2 protein-coding genes and 1 pseudogene are annotated in these 3,889 nt (G+C 23.8%); all 3 read right to left on the bottom strand.

The annotated features are described in order from the left end of the window. Window positions 1–440 (bottom strand): TrmH family RNA methyltransferase (locus AlmWB_RS01320; RefSeq protein ID WP_192833072.1); only part of this gene is annotated, 440 nt, incomplete at its 3' end. Between the two features lie 43 nt (window positions 441–483). Continuing rightward, window positions 484–2,907: an HAD-IC family P-type ATPase gene (locus tag AlmWB_RS01315; RefSeq protein WP_239682429.1), complete on the bottom strand. Its 2,424-nt coding sequence runs from the start codon at window positions 2,905–2,907 to the stop codon at window positions 484–486. 140 nt (window positions 2,908–3,047) lie between these two features. Then, window positions 3,048–3,889, bottom strand: a pseudogene (locus tag AlmWB_RS01310) (cysteine--tRNA ligase); the annotation flags it as partial.

The following is a 3,889-nucleotide window of genomic DNA, read 5'->3' as shown; positions in this document are numbered from 1 at the left end:
AAATTTTTAACCAAAAAAATTTTAACATATTCTAAAGCACCGCTAGCAGCTTTTGCTACTGCTCCTGTTAAAAGGACTTGATTTTTTTTACCTAAAATGACTCCATCAAAATCAGTTGTAGCTAAAGTTCTTAAGATAGAACCGAAATTTTGAGGATCATGTATTTTATCTAAGATTAAAAATTTTTGTAAAGAATATGGCGAAAGATACTCATCCAAATTATAATAATTATATTCTTGCACTTCAGCTACAACGCCTTGATGATGATTTGGGGTTTTTTCATTTAATTGATGTTTATCTAAAAAATGATAAATTAATTTTTTTTTTTGTAATAAATTTAAAAAAGCCATATCTTTAAACTTTTTATCAATATATAAATGATAAATAGGTCTTTTATTCTTGATAGCTTCTTTAATTATATTTTTACCATAAATAATCATTTTTTTAATCCTTTCTCATATGATTGAAAAATTTTTTTAATCTCTAAATTTTTTGAACAAAATTAATCTTTTTTTTAAAAAAATAAACAACAAAAAAAATTATATTAATTAAAAGTAAAACCAAAAATTGCTGATTTTGTAAAGCACTCAAAATTAATTCAGATTTATCCCGTAATTCTAAAAACCAAAAAGTAAATATAAAACTACCAAACATTAAATGAACTAATAACATTTTCCACTTATTAAAAGGTTCACAATTATCAATTAATAAATAAAAAAAAGTTAATGCAGATAAAATATTTAACAAAAGAGAAATAGGTAAATTTTCACAACAAAACAAAAATAAATAATTAAAACTGATTAATAAAGCAAAAGGAAAAGTTCTTTTTAAAACACTTTTTAAAAAATTATTTTTAATTTTTTGATTATTAGCTTCTAAAGATAACCAAAAAGAAGGTACCCCAATAAAAAAAGCATCCATTAAATTAATTTGAAAAGGTTGTAAAGGAAAAGGATGTTTAGTGGATGCAAAACAATTAATAAAAAGATTAATCAAAGCTAAGCCGAAAACTGACATTGTTTTAACCAAAAACAAAACTGAAATCTTTTTTAAATTATTAATGATACGACGTCCTTCGGCTACTACTTGTGGTAAGGCGCTAAATTTAGAATCTAACATAACCAAATTGGCGATTTTTTGTGTTGCTTTGCTCCCTGAAGCCATAGCGATAGATATATCAGCTTCTTTAAAAGCTAAAATATCATTAACTCCGTCCCCTATCATTGCTATTTTCAAATTATTTTGTTTTAAACCTTGCAAAATCATTTTTTTTTGTTCTGGCGTAACACGGCCAAAAACATCATAAGCCATACTTAATTTAGTAATTTCTTGTTTATCATAAATATTAGTTAAATTTATGATTTTTTGAGGATTTTTGATAATCTTTAATTTTTTAGCGATATAAGCGATAGTATTTTGATTATCACCTGAAATAATTTTGATTTTGATATTATTTTGGCGAAAATATTCTAAAGTAGCAAACGCATCTTCTTTCAAATGTTCTTTTAAGTAAATTAAAGAAATAATTTCAAAATTTGTTTGTTCATTAATACAATCTAAAGGTTTCTCTGTTTGTGCTAATAATATTGCTCGATAACCTAATTTCGTTTTAATTTCTACATCTTTTTTAATCTGAATGAATTGTTTTTGTAAAATAAACTCTGGAGCTCCTAAAATAAAAGTTCCCTCTTTTTCGAATTGCACTGCACTGTATTTTCTCAAACTAGAAAAAGATTGGCTATTGATAATTTTAGATGGCTCAAAAATTAAATTTTTTAAAGCAAATTTATCATATAAAGCTTTTTGTGTAGCATTATTATTAGGAAAAGCTCCAACTAATTGAGACATTAATTGAGGAGAAATTAAATTTTTCTTTGAATATTCGGCCACTTCTTCGACTTTCATTGTTCCATCTGTAATAGTTCCTGTTTTGTCTAAACATAAAACATCTATTTGCGCTAACATTTCTATCCCAAAAAGATCCTTCATATAAGCTTTTTGTCTTGATAACTTAATGAAACCTACTGTTAACATCAAAGTTGTTAATAAAAACAAGCCTGAAGGTAAAGAACCTAAAACAAATCCGCATAATCCTAAAATAAATTCATTTGAAGCCAAGGAATTAAAAGAATACTCTTTTAAACTACAAAAAAATAAAGCTAAAGTAGTAGGAATTAAAATATAAATAATAGTTAAAATTAAATAAGAAAGATGTTTAGTCAAAGGAGTTTGAATTTTTTTATATTTTTTAGCTTCAAGAGTTAATTTCGAAATATACATATTTATACCAGTAGCAGTAACTTCTGCTGATCCATGCCCTGATACGACATAACTACCTGAATATAAAAAATCTCCTTTTTTTTTAAAAATTAGTTTAGATTCTCCGGTTAACATAGATTCATTAACCTCCAATAAACCTTCTTTTAAATATGCATCTGCTGTAATTTGGGAACCTGATTCCAAAAATAAAATATCCCCACAAACAATCTTTTTGATAGGAACCTCTATTAAATGACCATTTCGTATCACTTTGGTATTATTCAAAGTTAACAAAGAAATTTTATCTAAAATTTTTTTAGCTTTAATTTCTTGAATAATATTAATTAATAAATTTAAACTATTAATAAATAAAAATATTAAATGTTTATATTGCTTAATTGTAATAATAATAATAGTAACTATTAACAGTAGTAAATTAAAAAAAGTAAAAAGATTATTGAAAATAATATCTTTAATTTTTATATTATTATCAATATTTGGAGTATATTTCTTTTGCTCTTGGACAAAACGTATTTCCGCTTCTTGATTAGTTAATCCTTTGAGGTGAAAAAAAGACATCTTATTTTTTTTTTTATTCTCCACTTCGTTTAAAGAATCATCTTGTAATAATTTTTTTTTTTTACTCATTATTTATAATATGACACCTATTCTATTTACTATTTTTTCATAAAAAAACCAAAAAATATTTACATATTATTATATTATCACTTTTTAATTTAATTAAAAACATATAATTTTCACAATTGAATGCTATTTCAATGATTTATTTAAATAATCTTTTCATTTTGCAAAATTATTCTTAATGTGTCAGATTTTTGAAAATCTTTTTGTTTTTGAGCTTTTTTCCAAGCATAATACGTTTGAATATTTTCAGTTGTTACCTTTTTTAAAACAATTTGAATGTCCAAATGTTTTAATAAATAAATTAGAGTATTTTGTAATTGTGCTAATTCATTCAAAACATCATGTTTTTGATGAATTTTTTTAAGCACTTCCTCGACTAAAGTTAAAATATTAGGTGTATTCAAATTATCTGACATAATCAAGTGTAATTTATCGATATAAGTGTCGATAATTTGTGAATTATTGATCTGATGTAAAACTAATTGAAAATTATTTTTATTTAAATGGTAAATTATTTGTTTATATTTTAATTGAAATGTTTGTAACAATTCATAACTATAATTCATAGGTTGTAAATAATTACAAGACAAAAAAAATAATTTTATCGCGTTAGGTTCAATATTTATCAAAATATCTTTCGTTAAAACAATATTACCTAAAGATTTACTCATTTTTGCGTTTTGATAATAAACATGTCCTACATGCATAAAAAATTGTGTTAAAGGTTTATTTTCTCCTGCCCAAAATTGTGCTTGTTCATTCTCATGATGTGGAAACTTTAAATCAATTCCACCTCCATGTATATCAATTGTATTTAGAAATAGTTTTTTAATCATGACTACACATTCAGTATGCCAACCAGGTCGACCTTTAAACCAAGGACTAATATATTGGATACCTTTAGTTGTTTTTTTCCATAAAACAAAATCTTCAAAATTCTTTTTAGAATAGTCTGTTTTTTTACGAACATTTTGTTTTAATTTAT

It is taken from the genome of Candidatus Phytoplasma phoenicium, assembly GCF_001189415.1.
Taxonomy (GTDB): domain Bacteria; phylum Bacillota_I; class Bacilli_A; order Acholeplasmatales; family Acholeplasmataceae; genus Phytoplasma; species Phytoplasma phoenicium.
The sequence above is the reverse complement of the archived record's forward strand: the minus strand, read 5'-3'. Positions and strand labels throughout refer to the sequence as shown.